We start from the raw sequence: 17,366 nt of genomic DNA, 5'->3' as shown, positions 1-17,366 counted from the left end.
TGCGCCCCCGCGTGGCGCGCCGGCCTTGCGAAAGACGGGCTCCAGCTTCGCGTGCTTAGCTGACGCGTGGGGTGAAGGGGCTCGTTTTCCACCCTTTGTATACATCGTGGCCGGCAAGCTGAGAAAGCCTTGCCGGGCTGTCGTACCAACGTTTTCGCTAGGGGTTTTCAATGAAGAGCGGTGTTTTCCTTGGGCTGGCAGCGCTGCTGCTGGCCGCTTGCAGTGGCAATTCCGGGCCCGCCAACGCGCAGGCGCAGGATCAACCTGCCGGTGCCCTGGTGCCTCCCACCAGCGCCAGCGACTTCACGGCGTCGCAGCTCGATCAGGTGATCGCGGGCGACTGGCGCTCGCCGGAGCACAAGGCGCGCGATGTCTATCGCCATCCCAAGGGTACGCTGCAGTTCTTCGGCATCCGCCCTGACCTCACCGTCGTCGAGGTCACGCCAGGCGGCGGTTGGTACACGGAAATCCTCGCGCCGCTGTTGCGCAACAACGGCCACTACATCGCCGCCACCGCCAAGCCCGCCGCCGATGGCGAGGCAAGCCGCGACTTGAATGCACTGAAGGCCAAGTTTGCAGCCGACGCTGCGCATTACGGCAAGGCGCAGGTGATCGAGTTCGATCCCAAGGCCCCTTCGTTCGGCGCACCGGGCTCGGCGGACATGGTGCTGACCTTCCGCAACGTGCATAACTGGGTGGAAGCCGATACCGCGCCGGGCATGTTCAAGGCGTTCTATGCGGTGCTTCGTCCCGGCGGCGTGCTGGGCGTGGAAGATCATCGCGCCGCCGACAACGCGAGCCTGGATGCGGTGAAGGAAAGCGGCTACCTGCCCACGAACGTGGTGATCAAGCTCGCCACCGATGCGGGTTTCCGCTTGCAGGAATCGAGCGAGATCAACGCGAACCCGAAGGACACCAAGGATTATCCCAAGGGCGTGTGGACGCTGCCGCCCACGCTCACGCTGGGTGACCAGGATCGCGCCAAGTATCTGGCCATCGGCGAATCGGACCGCATGACGCTGCGCTTCGTGAAGCCCGACGCCGCGACGCCCTCGACGTCGCACTGAACCAGGGCGCGGCCATTCGCTCGGATGCGGATGGCCGCGCACGCTGCATGCTCATTGCGCTCAACAAACCCTACGGCGTGCTCTGCCAGTTCAGTGATGGGGATGGTCGTCCCACGCTGGCGGCCTTCGTCAAGCAAAAAGACGTCTATCCGGCCGGACGTCTCGATCACGACAGCGAAGGCCTGCTGCTGCTGACCGATGATGGCCGGCTGGCGCACAAGCTCACCGATCCGCGTCACAAGGAACCCAAAACCTACCTGGTGCAGGTGGACGGCCAAGTCACCGATGACGCCATCGACGCGCTGCGTCGCGGCGTGGTGCTCAATGACGGGCCGACGCTTCCTGCACACGCCGAACACGCAAGCGAACCGGAGTGGCTGTGGCCGCGCGACCCGCCCGTGCGTTTCCGCAAGCTCATTCCCACCAGTTGGCTGCGCATCACGCTGCGCGAAGGCCGCAACCGCCAGGTGCGTCGCATGACGGCAGCGGTCGGTTTCCCCACGCTCCGGCTCATACGCGAACGCATCGGGCCGTACGCGCTCGATGGCCTTTTACCGGGAAGCACGCGCATCGTGGGTTGATGCGCGCGCGCTCAGATCGAAGGCAATCCAAAGAACGCACGCGCCGTCGCCGTGCTGTTGGCCGCCGTCTCCTCCGGCGATTCGCCGCGATCGCGCGCAATCTCGTCGCAGATGTGGCGCAGGTACATCGGTTCATTGCGTCGATGCGACGGATGCGGCTTCACCGTGCGCGGCAGCAGATACGGCGCATCGGTCTCGATCATAAGACGATCCGCCGGAATCTCCTTCACCAGTTCGCGCAGATGTGTGCCACGACGCTCATCGCAGATCCAGCCCGTGATGCCGATATGGCAATCGAGGGCCAGATAGTCGCGCAGCGCTTCGCCCGTATCGGTAAAGCAATGCACCACTGCGCCCGGGATGCTGTCCCGATAGCGACGCAATAAAGCGACGAAGTCGTGATGCGCATCGCGCTGGTGCAGGAAGACCGGCTTCTGCACATCCACGGCAATCTGCAACTGCCGCTCGAACACCGCCAGCTGGACGTCGCGCGGCGAGTAGTTGCGGTTGTAGTCCAGCCCCGCCTCGCCCACGGCGCGTACTTCTTCATGCATCGCCAGTTTGCGCAGAAGCACGTCGGTGGCGTCGTCGTAGTCGATCGCATGATGCGGATGAACACCGGCGGTGGCATAGAGCAGCCCCGGATGCGCCTGGGCCAGCGCCAGCGCGTGCGAACTCCCGTCGGTCGATGCACCCGTCACCATCAATTGGACAACACCATGCTCCTGCGCACGCTGCAGCACGGCATCGAAGTCATGTCGAAATGACTCATGAGTGAGATTGGCGCCGATGTCGACGAGTTGCATTGCGCGGTCACTTGCCAGGTTGGGTTCGCCATTTTTCCAGAGATTGACGGTCAAGCAAACACAAATGGCATGACCGTTGGCCCGGCACGGACAGCGAGTGCGCGTGAGGTGCGCCGCATCAATACGCGCCGGCATCGGCCAAGACCTACTTTGTTACGAGTGAAACAGTGCGGGTTGGGCGCAGCCATGCCCTCTTAGCGAAGGTGCTGGGCGCGCGGATAGTCGAACCGGTCTTCGCCATAGCCTGCCATCCATCGCCATGGGGACGGTGATGAATGACTCCAGCGTGCGTGGAAGAGGCGCGGCCTTGCCGGTCGCTCATCATCATCGGGGAGTATCCAAACATGCAGTGCCTAACATTCAAAGCGGCGCTCGCCGCATCGGTAGCGTTTGCGCTTTCGTTCGGTTGCATCACTCACGCACAAACTGCCTCGGGTTCGAATGGCCTTGCTACGCGCATCAACACGAGTGCAGTTACCAGTAATGCAACGTTCAACCGCTTCATCGTTCGCTACAACGCCAGTACACCCATGACGGCCGTGACTGCCACGCAGGGCGCAAGCGCAGCCATGACGCACGCGATGAAACTCCAGGCAACGTTGTCCAGTAATGCACCCACCGTTTCCTACAAGCGCGCGCTGGCTACCGGCGCTCATCTGATCGCCACGTCGCGCAAGCTAAGTGCGTCCGAAGCAACGGCTTTCATGCAGTCAATCGCCAGTGATCCAACCGTGGCTTATGTGCAGCCTGACGTGATGCGCCATCCCATCCAGGCACCGGCTTCATTCACACCCAACGACAACTATTTCGCGAAGTATCAGACAGACTTCTTGCCGGGCGACGGCAAACTGACGCCGATCAGTAGCGCGGCTAACTGGGGGGGCGCCAACATCACAGGGGCCTGGGATCTGGCAGACGGCACAGGCATCACTATTGCCGTGCTGGATACCGGTATCGTCAAGCACGCGGATCTCGATACGTCGTTGGCCGATGATGGTTACGATTTTCTTACCAGTGCGTTGAATTCTGGCCGTCCTGGTGATGGTCGCGCGGCCGGTGGCTGGGATCTGGGTGACTGGACGACGGGTGCGCCGTACTCCTCGGGCCCCGATGCCTGCGTTGATGCTGCTCACGCATCTGGCAGCTCCTGGCACGGCTCGCATGTGGCTGGCGCCAGTGGAGCGGAAATTACCAACAACGGCATTGGCATGGCCGGCATGGCCTATAAGGCAAAAGTGTTGCCTGTGCGCGTGTTGGGCCACTGTGGCGGCCCCGACAGCGATATCGCCGATGCCATCGTGTGGGCATCGGGTGGCCATGTAGATGGGGTGCCGGACAACAAGCATCCGGCACAAGTCATCAACATGAGTCTAGGCGGTGATGGTGCATGTACGGCTGACGACAATACGGCACTCCACCAACAGCGTTGTCATTGGCACGAATGCCCTTTCCTACGGCGCGGCCAGTGGCATCGCGATCGGCTTGAACTCTGGTGTGGCGCAAGGCAGCATCAACGCCATCGGCATCGGCACGAAAGCGATCGGCTACAACGACGGTTCCGTTGCCATCGGCGCGAATACTTATGCCGTGGGCCCCGGTGCCATCGCCTTGGGCGGTTCTTACACCACGGGCAACGGATCGAGTCCCGCATGGGCGCTGGGTTTTGCATCGACGTCACTTGGTGCGGGCGCCTATACTTTCGGCGATTACAGCGTAGCGCTGGGTGCCGGTGCTTATGCGAGCGGCGGTCAGGCGAAGAATGGGCTTGATTCAAGCCTCGGCGGTGCTGTTGCCATAGGCAATAAATCTCTCGCCGGCGGTGATGGCAGTATCGCCCTCGGCAAGAATGCGTTGGCCAACGGCGCGAATAAGGGCACCACGGATTCCATTGCCATCGGCAACGGGAGTGTGGCGTGGGGCACCGATGCCATGGGGATTGGCCATGGTGCCGTCGCGGCGTACACCAACGATCAAGCGATGGGCGTCAATGCTTGGGCCGGCGGTGGTACGGGTACGCGCAACATGGCGATCGGCAATGGTGCAATCGCGGGCGTCAAGGATGGCAGTGCGGACATTAGCGACGCCATTGCCTTTGGTGCCGTGTCCAAAGTCACCGCCAGTCGTGCGCAGGCCATGGGCGTGGGTGCCGCCGCCTCGGCGGAACGCGCGCTGGCCAGCGGTTATCAGTCCGATGCCGAAGGAGTGGACAGCACGGCGACGGGTGCCAACGCTGCGGCGTTCGGTGATCGCAGCAGCGCGTACGGTGCCAACAGTCTGACCAATGGCATCGAAAGTACGGCGATCGGTGCGGGTAGCGTCGCGTACGACGACAACAGCAGCGCGGTCGGTGCCAACGCCATCGCGCAAGGCGTCGGCTCCACAGCCGTGGGCAGCGGTGCTGGCACCAATGCCGCCAACGCTAGCGCGATTGGCAACGGCGCCTATGCCAGCGCCGCCAACAGCGTGGCGCTGGGTGCCAACTCCGTTGCCGATACGACCAACACCGTGTCGGTCGGCAGCGTCGGCAACGAGCGCAAGATCACCAACGTAGCGGTCGGCACGGACGATACCGACGCGGTGAACGTGTCGCAGCTCAAGCAGGTCGGCGCCGCCACGGCGGCGGCACAGCACTACTTCAAAGCCGACGGTCCGGCCGATGGTTCGGACGATGCCAGCGCTACGGGCAATAAGGCCGTGGCATCCGGTTCCAACAGCGCGGCATTCGGTGACCCGTGCCATACATCGACGGCAACGCCGGTGCGTCCAGCAATGCAAAGGCCAATGCCGGCAACAGCGCGGGTGTGGCCGTGGGCTATAACTCCAACGCATCCGGCAACAACGCGTCGGTGCTGGGCCAGAATGCGACAGCGCTCGGCAGCTACGGCACGGCGATCGGCAACGATAGCTATGCCGCAGGTCCCGACGACACGGCCCTGGGCGGGAACGCCAAGGTCAAGGCGGATGGCAGCGTGGCGGTGGGCGCGAACAGCGTGGTCGCGGTTACAGCTACCAACGCAGTCGCGGTGGGCGCGGACAGCGCCGTCACCGCTGCGTCCGCTACGGCGGTTGGTCAAGGTGCGTCGGCCACGGCAAATGGCTCCGTCGCCGTGGGCCAGGGCTCCGTCGCCGACCGCGCCAATACGGTATCCGTGGGCACCGCAAGCAACACTCGTCAGATCACCAACGTCGCAGCGGGTACACAGGGCACCGATGCTGTCAACGTCAACCAGCTGACCGAGCAGACGCAGCAGGCGATCCAGACGGCCAAGTCGTACACCGACCAGAACATCCAGAATCTTGGTGGTTCAGTGAATGACTTGCGCACCCAGATGAATGACCAGTTCCGGCAACAGGGCAAGCGTATCGATCAGACCGGCGCCATGTCCGCGGCCATGACGCAGATGGCCATCAACACGGCGGGTCTAAGAACCGATAACCGCATTGGCGCAGGCATGGGTTGGCAGGGTGGCCAGTCGGCCCTGTCGGTGGGTTACCAGCGCGTGCTCAATCGTGAAGGTACCGCGACGCTCAGCGTGGGAGGCTCCGTCGCGAACGGCGGCAACTCTTCGGTCGGCGTAGGTGCGGGCTTCGGCTGGTAAATGGGTGGAGATGGGACGCCATCCGGCTACGGGTGGCGTCTCCTTGAGGAGTTCAAGGACCCGTTCGGCCTGTCGATCGAGCGAACGTTGCGACGGTCGGTACCGTCAGTGGCATGCACGATATGGGTACATCGGCGCCTCCGGGCGCCGTTTTTCGTAGCAATCACAAAATCTTGCGAATGATGCACGTCACAGTTCAAATGCCGGCGCACCGTCATGGCGTCACATCGCACCCCTGCGCCATGGAACGCAAGGCGCGCTCCGGTGTCCGAACTTATGGTTCGAGGTGAGAAACCGTGCTCGCGCGTGCGCAGGCGGGTGTGTTAACAATGCGCCTCCGTGCCGTTGGGGGCGGTTAGCGGGTCGGAACCAGTCTGGAAACGGGGTGATACATGTCGGCAGTCGCAAAGCCGGCGGCCAATGCGGAGGGTGCGGCGATGGAAAGCCGCGAGGCGGCGGTGTGTTCGCTGCTGGTCTCCCGTGGGCGGCTGAAGGAGTCGGATTTCGCCCGTGCGCGCCGCCTCCACGAAGAATCCCCCGACGGCACGTTGACCGCGCTGATGGCGCGCCTGGGTCTGGTGTCCGAGCGCGATCTGGCCGAAGCGTGGTCGGAGTTGCTGCACACGCCACTGCTGGCGGCGCGCGATGCGCCGGAGATGCCGCCGGCGGAGCTGGATGTGTCGGTGCGCTTTCTCAAGCAGCAGCACGTGGTGCCGGTGCGGGTGGGGGAGGAGGGGTTGGGGCTGGTGGTGTCCGATCCGGCCGATCCGTACCCGTTGCAGGCGATGCAGCTGGCGGCGGGGCGTCCGGTGGTGATGCGCATTGGACTGCGCTCGGAGATCGATGACCTGATCGAGCGTTACTACGGTTCGGGCCGGTCGGCGATGGGCACCATCGTGGAGAATCTCGACGGCAGCGCCGCCGTGGAAGACGACGTGGAGCATCTGCGCGACCTCGCTTCCGAGGCGCCGGTGATTCGCCTGGTCAATCTCATTCTCCAGCGCGCGGTGGAACAGCGCGCGTCGGACGTGCATATCGAGCCGTTCGAAAATCGCCTGAAGGTGCGTTACCGCATCGATGGCGTGCTGCATGAGGTGGAAGCGCCGCCATCGAGTTCGACGGCCGCCGTGATTTCCCGCGTGAAGATCATGGCCAAGCTCAATATCGCCGAGCGGCGGTTGCCGCAGGATGGTCGCATCCAGCTGCGCGTGCAGGGCAAGGAATTGGATCTGCGCGTGTCGACGGTGCCGACCAGCTTCGGCGAGTCGGTGGTGATGCGTATCCTCGATCGCGAATCGGTGGTTTTTGACTTTGCCTCGCTCGGTTTTACCGACAACTTCCAGCAGCGCTTTGTCGATGTGCTGGAACGGCCGCACGGCATTCTGCTCGTGACCGGCCCGACCGGTTCGGGCAAGACCACCACGCTGTACACCGCGCTGTCGCAGATCAATACGCCGGACGTGAAGATCATCACCGTCGAAGATCCGGTGGAATACCAGATCGAAGGCATCAACCAGATCCAGGTGAAGCCGCAGATCGGGCTGGATTTCGCCGGGGCGCTGCGCTCCATCGTGCGCCAGGATCCGGATGTGATCATGATCGGCGAAATGCGCGACCTGGAAACCTGCCGCATCGCGATCCAGTCTGCATTGACCGGCCACTTGGTGTTGTCGACCTTGCACACCAACAGCGCCGCGGGCGGTATCACGCGTCTGCTCGACATGGGCGTGGAGGATTACCTGCTCGGTTCCACCGTCAACGGCATCCTGGCGCAGCGACTGGTGCGCCGGCTCGATCCGGAAACGGCGATTCCCTATGACGCACTGCCGGAAGTGATCGAGCAGTTCGAGTTGCACAAGTACACCAACGAGCGCCCGATCCGCTTGTGGAAGCCGGGCACCAGCGCGGCCAATCCCACCGGATATCGCGGCCGTCGCGCCATCATGGAATTCCTGGTGATGACCGATCCGCTGCGCCGCCTGGTGATGCAGCGCGCGGATGCGGGCGAGATCGAGAAGCTCGCGCGCAGCGAGGGCATGCGCACCATGTACGAGGACGGCATCGCCAAGGCCGTGGCCGGCGTGACCACCCTCGAGGAGGTGTTGCGTGTTACGCAGGAAGGTTGATGCGGCGGTGACGCCATGACCCAATTCCGCTACCGCGCCGTCAGCGCCGCCGGCGAAGTGCTGCAAGGCCAGATGGAAGCGGCCAGCCTCGAGGAGGTGGTGAGCCGGCTGCAGGATCAGGGCCACACGCCGCTCGATGCGCGCGCTGCCGACAGCGGTGCGGCGGGCGGCGGCATGGCCGGCTGGTTCAAGCGTGGTGCGTTCACCGGCGATCAGTTGGCGCAGTTCACGCATCAATTGGCGACGTTGCTCGGTGCGGGGCAACCGCTGGATCGCGCGCTCGGCATCCTGATGGATCTGCCCGAGGGCGCCAGCGCCAAGCAGTTGATTGAGCGCGTGCGCGATCGCGTGCGCGGCGGCACGCCGCTCTCGCAGGCGTTGGACGATGAGCACAGCGTATTCCCCAAGCTCTACATCAGCCTGGTGCGCGCCGGTGAAGCGGGCGGTTCGCTGGAAGACACGCTGCGTCGCCTGGCCGATTATCTCGAACGCTCGCAGCAGCTGCGCGGCAGCATCATCAACGCGCTGATCTATCCCGCGTTCCTGATGGTCGGCGTGCTCGGCTCGCTGCTGTTGCTGCTCGCTTACGTGGTGCCGCAGTTCGTGCCGATCTTCGAAGACATGCAAGTGCCGATTCCGCTGATCACGCAGATCGTGCTGGCGGTGGGCGGCACCTTGCAGACATGGTGGTGGGCCATCGCCATCCTGATCATTCTCGGCGTGTTGATCGCGCGCTCGCGCCTGCGCGACCCGGCCGCGCTGCTGGCCTGGCACACGCGCCTGCTCACCATGAAAGTGATCGGCCCGCTGATGCTCAAGGTGCAGACCGCACGCATCGCGCGCACGCTCGGCACTCTGCTGAAGAACGGCGTGCCGTTGCTTACCTCGCTGGGCATTGCGCGGCAGGTCACCGGCAACAAGGCGTTGGATCTCGCGCTGGCGCAAGCGTCCGAGCAAGTGAAAGAGGGCGCCGGTTTGTCCTTCGCGCTCGCCCAATCGCAGCGCTTCCCGCGCCTCGCGCTGCAGATGGTGCAGGTGGGCGAGGAGGCGGGCCAGCTCGACACCATGCTGCTCAAGGTGGCCGACACCTTCGAGCTGGAAAGCCGCCGCGCCATCGATCGATTGCTCGCGGCGCTGGTGCCCGCGCTCACCATCGTGATGACGGTGTTGGTAGCCGTCATCATGGCGGCCATCCTGCTGCCCATGCTCGATCTCACCAGCCACATTCAGTAATCGACTTTCGAACGACGATGAGGATTCCCATGCGACAGAAGACACACGGCCGTCACGCGGCGCGCGGTTTCACCCTGCTGGAAATGCTGGCGGTGATCGTGCTGATCGGCATCATCGGTGCCGTAGTGGTGACCCAGGTCGGCAAGAACGTGGACAAGGGCAAGTACGGCGCGGGCAAGGCGCAGCTCACCACGCTGAGCCAGAAGATCGAAAACTACGCGCTCGACAACGGCGCGCCGCCGCAGCAACTGCAGGACCTGATGGTGAAGCCCGCGAACGCGCGCAACTGGCAAGGCCCGTACGCGAAGGAATCGGAACTGCATGATCCGTGGGGCCATGAGTTTGGCTACAAGGCCCCGGGCGATCACGGCGCCTTCGATCTCATTTTCTACGGCCAGGACGGCAAGCCCGGCGGCGATGGTTACAGCGCCGACGTGGGCAACTGGCAGTAACGCATGACAAGGAAGCCGCCACGCATCGCACGGCATCGCACCTCGTGTGCGGTGACCAGCGTGCGCGGCTTCACGCTGCTCGAAATGCTTGCCGTGATCCTGTTGATCGGCATCGCGGCGGCCGCCGTGGCCGTGTCGGTCACGCAAGGCCTGGCGAGTGCACGCGTCAACGCCGCCAGCGGCGAACTGGCCGCCGCGCTGCGCGGCGTGCGCACCCAGGCCATCGTGCACGGCAACGAACACACCTTCGACGTCGACACGCGTCACAACACCTATCGCGCCGACAACGGCCCCTCGGTGCGCCTGCCCTCGGGCATGACGCTGGGCATCACCAGCGCCAAGGAAGACCAGGTCGACAGCACCACCGGCCGCATCCGCTTCTTCCCCGACGGCAGCTCCACCGGCGGCCACATCACGCTGCAGCGCGATCGACGCCAGTGGCGCGTGAATGTGTCGTGGCTGACCGGCGCGGTCAGCGTGGCGGATGTGAGTGCGAAGCGATGAAAGGGCGGGCGCGCGGGTTCAGTTTGCTGGAAGTCGTGGCGGCGACGCTGTTGCTCGCCATTGCGTTCACGGCATTATTGAAAGTGGCGGGTGGTTCCATCCAGCTCACGCGCAATGCCGACGACCACAGCCAGGCCGCGATGTGGGCGCGCTCGCTGCTGGATACGGTGGACATCACCACGCCGCTGCAAGCGGGGCGCACGGAAGGACGCTTCGACGACAACTATCGCTGGCGTCTGGTGGTGACGCCGTGGAATCCCGCGCCAACCGGACAGAACGTCGCCGTCCGCGTGATGAAGCTCGACCTTGACGTGATCTGGGGGCCATCGTTGCGCGAGCGTTCCGCGCATTTCAGCACTTTGCGCGTGCTCGGCCCGGTGAAGACGTCATGACGCCGTTTCCAGCCCATGGTGCACGTGGCTTCACGCTGCTGGAAGTACTGGGCGCCCTCGCGCTGTTCGCGCTGCTGTTGCTGGGCGTCTATTCGGGCGTGCGCACGGCCACGCACACGGTGCGTTCGGGCGAAGCCTCGATCGAGCGCATGGATGAAGTACGTTCGGCACAACAGTTCCTGCGCCGCGAAATCGCGCAGGCGCGTGCGGTGCCGCTGGAACGTACCGACAAGGGTGATCCGCTCTATTTCAAGGGCGACGCGCACGAATTTCGCTTCGTGGCGCCGCTGCCGGGTTATCTCGGCAAGCTGGGGCCGCAGCTGCAGCAGTTGAAGCTGGTGTCCAATGGCGATGGCACCTCGCGGCTCGAAGCGAGTTTCGCGGTGATGCCGCCTGATGGCAGCGCGCCCAAGCCGTTGGGTGAGCCCGAGGTGTTGGTGGATCGCATCCGCGAAGGCAAGTTCAGCTATCGCGCGCCGGATACGCAGGATCACGCCGGTCAATGGGGCGACAGCTGGGACGATACGCGTGCCATGCCGCGCATCGTGCGTGTCGCCTTGCAACTGGATGGCGGCACCAGCTGGCCCTTGCTGGATGCGCCGCTGCGTGTCGATGTAACAGCAGTGCAAGGGCAGGCCGTCGATCTGCTGCAGGGCCTGCAGCGACGGAACGTGCAATGAGCGCGGCCGTGCATCGCCAGCGTGGCGTCGCCCTGCTCGTGGTGCTGTGGGCGTGCACCTTGCTCGCCATTCTGGTGGGCGGCTATGCGGTATTGGCGCGCACAGAAGGTCTGCAGGCGCGGTATCAGTTTGCGCAAACCCAGGCGCACTACGCCGCCGAAGCCGGCGTGATGCGCGCGATCTATGCCCTGGAGGATCCGCAGCCGGACCAGCGCTGGGTGTCCGATGGGCGTGCCTATCCGTTTGCCTTCAACGATGCCAAGGTCACCATCAGCATCATCAGCGAGACGGGCAAGGTCGATCTCAACGCCGCCTCGCCCGATGTGCTGCAGAACCTGTTTCGCGCGGCCGGCATGTCCGACATGGATGCGCAATCACTGGCGCGCAATATCGTGGACTGGCGCAGCTTCTCCTATTCACCGCCGGGCACGGTGCCCAATGCCGCCTACGCCAATGCCGGGCTGGACTATGGTCCCCGGCATGGGCCGTTCGGCACCGTCGAGGAATTGCAGATGGTGCTGGGCATGAATCCCAAGGTGTATCGCGCGGTGGCCTCGCAGGTCACGTTGTGGTCGGGCCGTCCCACGCCCGATCCGGCGAGTGCACCGCCGCTGGCGTTGGCCGCCATTCCCGGCATGACGCCGCAACAGGCACAGGCCATCGCGGCATCGCGCTCGGCCGGTCCACAACAGCCGGGCCTAGCTGCTATACAGGGAGTGACGCATAGTATTCGCGCGGAGGCCACGCTGGCCGACGGTACGCGTGCGATCCTGCGCGCCACGGTGCGGATACAGGGCATACGCCCGGGCGCACTGCCGTATACCGTGCTGCGTTGGCAGGAGGGAGAGGGCGAGTGAATACGACAACGCAGCCGCTGCAGTTGCAGTTCGACCGCGCGCGTCGCGCATGGCGTGGTTCGCCCATGCCGCGCTTCTTCGCGTGGTGGGGCGGCGAGCTGCTGGCCTTGCTCCCGGCGAGCTGGCGCAGCCGTTTTGGCGGGGGCCTGGCGTGGCACCTGCTGCAACTCGACGGCGAGGAGTGGACCCTGCGCAAGGCCGGTGGGGCTCAGGAGCTGGCGCGCTGGAACGCTCAGCTCGATCCTGCCAGCCAACAGGTGGCGATGGCCGATGCACTGCGCGGCGTGGACACCGAAGACTTGCGCATGGCCTTGTGCCTGAACCCTGCGGACGTGCTTCGCCCGCGCCTGAACCTGCCGTTGGCGGCGCGCGACAATCTGCAGCAGATCGGTGCGTTCGAGATGGATCGGCAAACACCTTTCCGTGTCGAACAAGTGCGCTACGACGTGCGCGAAGTGCGCGTACCGGCGCCGCCGGGACGCTTCGCTGCGGAACTGGTCGTGGTGCCTCGTCATACGCTCGATCCCGTGCTGGCGAAACTGGCCGCATCGGGCCTTCAGGTGGATGCGGTCGACGTGTCGCTCGGTGCGGACCGTCTCGGCGCGAACCTGTTGCCCGCGGAACTCGCCTCTCGCCGCACGCATCCGCGGCAACGCTTGAATCTCGCGCTGGGCGCGGCGGCCATCATCTTGCTGTTGCTGTCGCTGATGCAGTTCCTGCACAACCGCGAGGCCGCACTGGAACAGATGCGCAGCGAGGTGGAAGGCATGCGTGCGGATGCGCAGCAGGTGTCCGCCTTGCGCCAGCAGTTGCAGGACAACGCCGGCGCCGCCGGTTTCCTCGCGGAACGCAAACTGCATAAAGTGTCTGCGCTCGGCGTGCTGCAGGACATCAGTCAGCGCCTGCCCACGACGGCGTGGCTGGAGCGTCTGAGCATCGACAACAGCGGGCAGGTCGGTTTCCAGGGGCAGAGCCCGCAGGCGGCGCGCCTGGTGGATGCGCTCAAGGGTTCGCCTGTCATCACCGATGCGAACTTCCAGGGCACGATTCAGGTGGACCCTTCCACCGGCAAGGAGCGCTTCTACATGGTCGCGCAACTGCGCAAGCCCGCCGAAGCCAAATCCAAGGCACCGGCCACGGCAGGAAGCGCCCCATGAAGCTGACCACCCTCAAGCCCCGCGAGAGCCGCATCGCCGCGGTGCTGTTGCTGTTGGTGGTGCTGGTGATCGCGTATTTCGCGCTGCTGCACTGGTGGTTCGTGGCGCCGTTGCAGGCGATCCACAGCGAGATGGACGACCTGCGCGACACGCATGCGCGCTACGCCGCGGCCATTGCCGAGAAGCCGCAGCTGCAACAACGCATCGCGGCGATGGGTGCGGGGCAGGCGGCCAGTCATGCGTTTTTGCCGGAAGACGATCCGAACGCCGCCGCCGCGGGCTTGATGCAGCGCGTGGTCGATGCGGTGGCCGCGCATCCGCAAGGCGGCGCGTGCGATGTCACGCAGAAGATGCCGGTGACCAATCCCCCCGCCGCGCCCGATGAGCCGTATCGCAAGGTGGCGGTGAGCATCAGCCTGCGCTGCGATGTGCAGCCGCTGGCCGAGACGCTGCACGATCTGGAGCAGGGCACGCCGTATCTGTTCGTGGATGACCTGAGCATCTACCGCAACCCGGTGGCCGCGATGCAGCAGGCCGCGGCGCCGCTGGAAGTGCAGTTCACCTTGTCCGGCTACGTGCGCCAGCCGCGCGCGAGCAGCGATGCCCAAGGCGGTGCGCCATGAACGCTGCCGCGCAACGTCGCCTGACGCCGCTGCTCGGCGGAGTGGCCGTGCTGTTCGGCGCGCTGCTGTTGGTGTTGCTGGTGGGCGTGGGACGCGGCGTGTCGTGGGGCCCGCAGCGCGCCGCCGCGACGTTGCCGCCCGCGCACGATCAAGGCCTGCCGCCGCCGGTGCCGCTCGCGCAGTTCTCCGCCGTGTGGACGCAGCCGCTCTTCAGCAACGACCGCAAGCCGTCGCTGCATGCAGCGGCAGGTGGTGCGAGCCTGGGCGACATGCAGCTCACCGGCATCATCCTCACGCCGCCGCTGCACATGGCACTCCTGCGCGACAAGAGCGGCGAGCACGAGGTGCGCGTGCGCCAGGGCGATGCGCTGCCCGATGGCAGCTGGCGTCTGGTGGATCTGCGTCCGCGCTCGGCCGTGTTCGAATCGAGCAGCGGCCGCACCGAGTTGCAGTTGCCCGCCGGTGCGCCGATAGATATTCCCAAGGCGGAAGGCAACGCGCCGCCGCCGGCACCGCCGGCGCCCGCCATGGCCGTGGGCCCCGTGCCCGCGCCGCAGAACGGGCCGATGTTCAACGCCGCCAATCCAACCAACACACCCAATCCGGCCTTGCAGTCGCCCAACGCGGTGGACGCGCAGGCCGATCGCATCCGCTTGTTGAAAGAAGCCATCCAGAAGCGCCGCGCCCAACAGCAGGCGGCGACCCCCGAGGGAGCCCATTAACGCCATGTCCATCCAGCGCACGTCGCGGTTGACCCGCATCAGTACGCTCACCCTGGCCCTGTGGCTGGCCGGTTGCCAGACGCTGCCGCCGCCGGCCAAGGACGACGGTGCCTTGCAGCGCGAAGCGATGGCGGGCACCGAGAAGCCGGTGCCGGCGCCATTGCCGCTCAACACGCGCAGCGCCGCGCTCGACCAGAACGCCACGCAGAAGCCGCAGCTCAGCGAAGGCAGCGGCCAGTTCGTGCGCACCACCGGCTTGGCGCAACCGCGCAAGGTCGCCAGCGGCGATGGCGCGGTCACCTTCAACTTCGAAAACCAGCCGGTGCAGGCGGTGGTGAAGGCGATCCTGGGTGATCTGCTCAAGCAGAACTACACCATCGTGCCGGGCGTGCAGGGCAACGTGTCCTTCTCCACCTCCGAACCGGTGGACAGCAGCCAGGCCATCCCCATCTTGGAAACGCTGCTGTCGTGGACCAACAACGCTCTGGTGATGCGCGATGGCCAGTACGTGGTGATGCCGGCGAAGGACGCGGTGGCCGGCAACCTCGTGCCCAGCCTCAACGCGGTAGCGCCGCAGGGCGGCCTGCAGGCGCGGCTGTATCCGCTGCGCTACATCTCCGCCGGCGAGATGCAGAAACTGATCAAGCCGTTCGCGCGTACCGATGCGGTGCTGCTGGCCGATCCCTCGCGCAACCTCATCGTGCTCTCCGGCACGCCGGCCGAACTGGACAACTACCAGCGCACCATCCACACCTTCGACGTGGACTGGCTGCGCGGCATGTCGGTGGGCGTGTTCTCGCTGCAACACGCCAACGTGGGCGAGCTTGGGCCACAACTCGACCAGATGTTCGGCCCCAAGGGCGACACGCCACTCGCTGGCATGGTGCGTTTCCTGCCAATCGAACGCACCAACGCCATCGTGGTGATCAGCAGCCAGCCCACCTACCTGCAGGAAGTGGGCGACTGGATCACCAAGATCGATCGCGGCGGCGGCAACGAACCGGAGTTGTTCGTGTACGACGTGCGCAACATCAAGGCGTCCGATCTCGCGCAATACCTGGGCCAGATCTACACCAAGGGCGGCGGTGGCGGCGGCGATGCGGGCAGGGTCGGGCCGGGTCTCAACGGCGCCACCTTGGGCACCGACAACGCTAACGGCAACGCCAGCGGCCTGGGCAGCACGGCCGGCAGCTTCGGCAGCTCGCCCACCGTCAATGGCGTGGGCGGTGGCTTTGGTAGCGCGGGCGGTTTCGGCAACAACGGCACGGCCGGTGGTTTTGGTAGCACCGGAACGACGGGCACCACTTCCGGCTTCGGCAACACCGGCACCAGCGGTGGTGCGGCCGGCGGCATGTCGTCGTTCGGCAGCAACACCAATGGCAACAACACCAACGCGGGCCAGCAGTACGTGTCCGAAGACGGCTCCATCCGCATCGGCTCGGTGGATGCGAACAACCAGCTGCTCGTGCGTGCGCGTCCCTCGCAGTGGAAGGAAATCGAGCAGGCCATCAAGCGGCTCGACAACGTGCCGCTGCAGGTGCAGATCGAGATGCGCATTTTGGAAGTCGATCTCACCGGCGAGCTGGAGTTTGGCGTGCAGTGGTACCTGCAAGGCCTGGCCGGCAGCACGCCGACGTATGACAGCAACGGCAACGTCAACGGCGCCACCAATATCCCGCCCGGCGCGCATCGCCAGATCTCGGTGGGCTCCGGCGGCAACCAATACCAGGGCGAACCGCTGTTCTATTCGTTCCTGAGCAGCAACGGCAAATTCCAGGTGGCCATCCGCGCGCTGGAAACCAACGGCAACACGAAGACGTTGTCCGCACCGTCGCTGGTCGTGCTGAACAACCAGGTCGCACACATCCAGGTGGGCGATCAGGTGCCGATCAATCAGACGTCCATCGTTCCCGGCCTGGGCACCACCACCACCACGTCCACCGCCAGCAGCGTGAGTTATCTGCCCACCGGCGTGATCCTCGACGTGCAGCCGCGCGTGAATCCCGGTGGCCTGGTGTATCTCAACGTGCAGCAGCAGGTGAGCAACACCACCGGCGCGGCCAACTCGCAAGGCAACTTCACCATCCAGCAGCGCGCCGTGGGCACGCAGATCGCCGTGCAGAGTGGCCAGACCGTGCTGCTCGGCGGCCTGATCCAGCAGAACGAAAACAACACCGACACCGGCGTCCCCGGCCTCAACCGCATCCCCATCCTCGGCCGCCTGTTCGGCACCACCAGCCACAACCGCAACCGCACCGAACTCATCGTGCTCATCACCCCGCGCGTGATCACCAGCAGCGAAGAGGCCAAGCAGGTGACGGATGAGTATCAGCGGAAGTTTGAGTCGCTGGCGCCGTTGCGTGCGGCGGGCGCCGCTGCGGGTGCACCTGCGGGGGCGACGAATACGACGGTGCATCCGTAAGCTGCGCCTCTTCTCCCTCTCCCCTTTTCGAGGAGAGGGCTGGGGTGAGGGGACAATCTCGCCAAGCCGCTCCAAAGAGGGAGGCTTTTTTTCCCCGCTCGCCATCCCCAAAGACAGCCCGCGAGTCCCTTCCCTTCTCCCCGGT

General features: G+C 65.2%; 15 protein-coding genes and 2 pseudogenes. 16 read left to right on the top strand and 1 reads right to left on the bottom strand.

The window, feature by feature from the left end:
- Positions 1 to 170: 170 nt before the first annotated feature.
- Together ABIC75_RS16600 and ABIC75_RS16595 are read left to right on the top strand one after the other, a co-directional pair.
- Positions 171 to 1,067 (top strand): class I SAM-dependent methyltransferase, encoded by an 897-nt coding sequence (locus ABIC75_RS16600; protein ID WP_354015003.1) that lies wholly within the window; start codon positions 171 to 173, stop codon positions 1,065 to 1,067.
- A 47-nt stretch (positions 1,068 to 1,114) separates the two neighbouring features.
- Positions 1,115 to 1,648 carry a pseudouridine synthase gene (locus ABIC75_RS16595; protein ID WP_354015002.1) on the top strand — a complete coding sequence of 178 codons (534 nt, stop codon included), beginning with the start codon at positions 1,115 to 1,117 and terminating at the stop codon, positions 1,646 to 1,648.
- Positions 1,649 to 1,659: 11 nt separating this feature from the next.
- Here ABIC75_RS16595 and ABIC75_RS16590 read toward each other — a convergent pair whose 3' ends face one another.
- Positions 1,660 to 2,454 carry a TatD family hydrolase gene (locus tag ABIC75_RS16590; RefSeq protein WP_354015001.1) on the bottom strand — a complete coding sequence of 265 codons (795 nt, stop codon included), beginning with the start codon at positions 2,452 to 2,454 and terminating at the stop codon, positions 1,660 to 1,662.
- A 275-nt stretch (positions 2,455 to 2,729) separates the two neighbouring features.
- Between ABIC75_RS16590 and ABIC75_RS16585 the strand changes: the two are divergent.
- The 14 genes and pseudogenes from ABIC75_RS16585 to gspD form a co-directional block, all read left to right on the top strand.
- Positions 2,730 to 3,824: pseudogene (locus tag ABIC75_RS16585) on the top strand (S8 family serine peptidase); the annotation flags it as partial.
- A 10-nt stretch (positions 3,825 to 3,834) separates the two neighbouring features.
- Positions 3,835 to 5,037: pseudogene (locus tag ABIC75_RS16580) on the top strand (YadA family autotransporter adhesin); the annotation flags it as partial.
- Between the two features lie 149 nt (positions 5,038 to 5,186).
- Positions 5,187 to 6,053, top strand: a complete 867-nt coding sequence (locus ABIC75_RS16575) for a YadA family autotransporter adhesin (RefSeq protein ID WP_354015000.1) — start codon at positions 5,187 to 5,189, stop codon at positions 6,051 to 6,053.
- Between the two features lie 392 nt (positions 6,054 to 6,445).
- Positions 6,446 to 8,179, top strand: coding sequence for a type II secretion system ATPase GspE (gspE, locus tag ABIC75_RS16570; protein ID WP_354014999.1), 1,734 nt, complete (start codon positions 6,446 to 6,448; stop codon positions 8,177 to 8,179).
- Between the two features lie 15 nt (positions 8,180 to 8,194).
- Positions 8,195 to 9,412, top strand: a complete 1,218-nt coding sequence (gene gspF, locus ABIC75_RS16565; protein ID WP_354014998.1) for a type II secretion system inner membrane protein GspF — start codon at positions 8,195 to 8,197, stop codon at positions 9,410 to 9,412.
- A 29-nt stretch (positions 9,413 to 9,441) separates the two neighbouring features.
- Positions 9,442 to 9,864, top strand: a complete 423-nt coding sequence (gene gspG / locus ABIC75_RS16560) for a type II secretion system major pseudopilin GspG (RefSeq protein ID WP_354014997.1) — start codon at positions 9,442 to 9,444, stop codon at positions 9,862 to 9,864.
- 3 nt (positions 9,865 to 9,867) lie between these two features.
- Positions 9,868 to 10,368 carry a GspH/FimT family pseudopilin gene (locus ABIC75_RS16555; protein WP_354014996.1) on the top strand — a complete coding sequence of 167 codons (501 nt, stop codon included), beginning with the start codon at positions 9,868 to 9,870 and terminating at the stop codon, positions 10,366 to 10,368.
- A complete protein-coding gene (locus ABIC75_RS16550; protein ID WP_354014995.1) occupies positions 10,365 to 10,760 on the top strand; it encodes a type IV pilus modification PilV family protein in 396 nt (131 codons plus the stop codon). Before ABIC75_RS16555 ends, ABIC75_RS16550 begins: the two co-directional genes overlap by 4 nt.
- The gene (locus ABIC75_RS16545; protein WP_354014994.1) at positions 10,757 to 11,440 is read left to right on the top strand and encodes a prepilin-type N-terminal cleavage/methylation domain-containing protein; all 684 of its coding nucleotides are present in this window, start codon (positions 10,757 to 10,759) and stop codon (positions 11,438 to 11,440) included. Before ABIC75_RS16550 ends, ABIC75_RS16545 begins: the two co-directional genes overlap by 4 nt.
- The gene (locus tag ABIC75_RS16540) at positions 11,437 to 12,297 is read left to right on the top strand and encodes a general secretion pathway protein GspK (RefSeq protein WP_354014993.1); all 861 of its coding nucleotides are present in this window, start codon (positions 11,437 to 11,439) and stop codon (positions 12,295 to 12,297) included. Before ABIC75_RS16545 ends, ABIC75_RS16540 begins: the two co-directional genes overlap by 4 nt.
- Entirely contained in the window at positions 12,294 to 13,454 is a 1,161-nt protein-coding gene (locus ABIC75_RS16535; RefSeq protein WP_354014992.1) for a PilN domain-containing protein, read from the top strand. The genes ABIC75_RS16540 and ABIC75_RS16535 overlap by 4 nt, the downstream gene beginning before the upstream one ends.
- On the top strand, positions 13,451 to 14,077 hold the full coding sequence (gene gspM, locus ABIC75_RS16530; RefSeq protein ID WP_354014991.1) for a type II secretion system protein GspM: 627 nt from the start codon (positions 13,451 to 13,453) through the stop codon (positions 14,075 to 14,077). The genes ABIC75_RS16535 and gspM overlap by 4 nt, the downstream gene beginning before the upstream one ends.
- Entirely contained in the window at positions 14,074 to 14,799 is a 726-nt protein-coding gene (locus tag ABIC75_RS16525; protein WP_354014990.1) for a hypothetical protein, read from the top strand. The genes gspM and ABIC75_RS16525 overlap by 4 nt, the downstream gene beginning before the upstream one ends.
- A gap of 4 nt (positions 14,800 to 14,803) precedes the next feature.
- A complete protein-coding gene (gene gspD / locus ABIC75_RS16520; RefSeq protein ID WP_354014989.1) occupies positions 14,804 to 17,221 on the top strand; it encodes a type II secretion system secretin GspD in 2,418 nt (805 codons plus the stop codon).
- Positions 17,222 to 17,366: the final 145 nt, after the last annotated feature.

Source organism: Dyella japonica, assembly GCF_040545895.1.
Taxonomy (GTDB): Bacteria; Pseudomonadota; Gammaproteobacteria; order Xanthomonadales; family Rhodanobacteraceae; genus Dyella; species Dyella japonica_D.
This window is presented reverse-complemented; position numbering and strand designations above follow the sequence as displayed.

Bases quoted from the DNA above. Each gene is read 5' to 3' on its own strand.
- gspD (WP_354014989.1), top strand. From the start codon at position 14,804: ATGTCCATCCAGCGCACGTCGCGGTTGACCCGCATCAGTACGCTCACC.
- gspG (WP_354014997.1), top strand. From the start codon at position 9,442: ATGCGACAGAAGACACACGGCCGTCACGCGGCGCGCGGTTTCACCCTG.
- gspF (WP_354014998.1), top strand. From the start codon at position 8,195: ATGACCCAATTCCGCTACCGCGCCGTCAGCGCCGCCGGCGAAGTGCTG.
- ABIC75_RS16600 (WP_354015003.1), top strand. From the start codon at position 171: ATGAAGAGCGGTGTTTTCCTTGGGCTGGCAGCGCTGCTGCTGGCCGCT.
- ABIC75_RS16545 (WP_354014994.1), top strand. From the start codon at position 10,757: ATGACGCCGTTTCCAGCCCATGGTGCACGTGGCTTCACGCTGCTGGAA.
- ABIC75_RS16590 (WP_354015001.1), bottom strand. From the start codon at position 2,454: ATGCAACTCGTCGACATCGGCGCCAATCTCACTCATGAGTCATTTCGA.
- gspM (WP_354014991.1), top strand. From the start codon at position 13,451: ATGAAGCTGACCACCCTCAAGCCCCGCGAGAGCCGCATCGCCGCGGTG.
- gspE (WP_354014999.1), top strand. From the start codon at position 6,446: ATGTCGGCAGTCGCAAAGCCGGCGGCCAATGCGGAGGGTGCGGCGATG.
- ABIC75_RS16595 (WP_354015002.1), top strand. From the start codon at position 1,115: ATGCTCATTGCGCTCAACAAACCCTACGGCGTGCTCTGCCAGTTCAGT.
- ABIC75_RS16540 (WP_354014993.1), top strand. From the start codon at position 11,437: ATGAGCGCGGCCGTGCATCGCCAGCGTGGCGTCGCCCTGCTCGTGGTG.
- ABIC75_RS16550 (WP_354014995.1), top strand. From the start codon at position 10,365: ATGAAAGGGCGGGCGCGCGGGTTCAGTTTGCTGGAAGTCGTGGCGGCG.
- ABIC75_RS16525 (WP_354014990.1), top strand. From the start codon at position 14,074: ATGAACGCTGCCGCGCAACGTCGCCTGACGCCGCTGCTCGGCGGAGTG.
- ABIC75_RS16555 (WP_354014996.1), top strand. From the start codon at position 9,868: ATGACAAGGAAGCCGCCACGCATCGCACGGCATCGCACCTCGTGTGCG.